Source organism: Pseudomonas sp. 2822-17 (assembly GCF_002742485.1).
Classification (GTDB): domain Bacteria; phylum Pseudomonadota; class Gammaproteobacteria; order Pseudomonadales; family Pseudomonadaceae; genus Aquipseudomonas; species Aquipseudomonas cyclaminis.
Genome location: NZ_LJRZ01000149.1, coordinates 1 through 328, shown reverse-complemented (window position 1 = coordinate 328; position 328 = coordinate 1). Strand labels below are relative to the sequence as shown.

Annotated in this window: 3 tRNA genes; all 3 read left to right on the top strand. The window is 54.6% G+C overall.

The window, feature by feature from the left end:
• Positions 1 to 2: 2 nt before the first annotated feature.
• The 3 genes from AOA60_RS01330 to AOA60_RS01320 all read left to right on the top strand — a co-directional run bounded on the left by AOA60_RS01330 (position 3) and on the right by AOA60_RS01320 (position 327).
• Positions 3 to 79, top strand: a tRNA-Pro gene (locus AOA60_RS01330).
• A gap of 5 nt (positions 80 to 84) precedes the next feature.
• A tRNA-Lys gene (locus tag AOA60_RS01325) sits at positions 85 to 160 on the top strand.
• 93 nt (positions 161 to 253) lie between these two features.
• Positions 254 to 327 (top strand) — tRNA-Pro (locus AOA60_RS01320).
• The last annotated feature ends 1 nt before the right edge of the window (position 328 follow it).

Here is a 328-nt window from a genome sequence, read left to right as displayed (position 1 = left end):
ACCGGGGTATAGCGCAGTCCGGTAGCGCGCCTGCTTTGGGAGCAGGATGTCGGGAGTTCGAATCCCCCTACCCCGACCATATTTGGGTCGTTAGCTCAGTTGGTAGAGCAGTTGGCTTTTAACCAATTGGTCGTAGGTTCGAATCCCACACGACCCACCATTTTTGAGACCAGTTAACACTGGAATCGAATCTTAAGATCAGAGGCCAAAAGCGCTGATCGAAGAAGGCGACTGAAAGGTCGCCTTTTTTTACCGGGGTATAGCGCAGTCCGGTAGCGCGCCTGCTTTGGGAGCAGGATGTCGGGAGTTCGAATCCCCCTACCCCGAC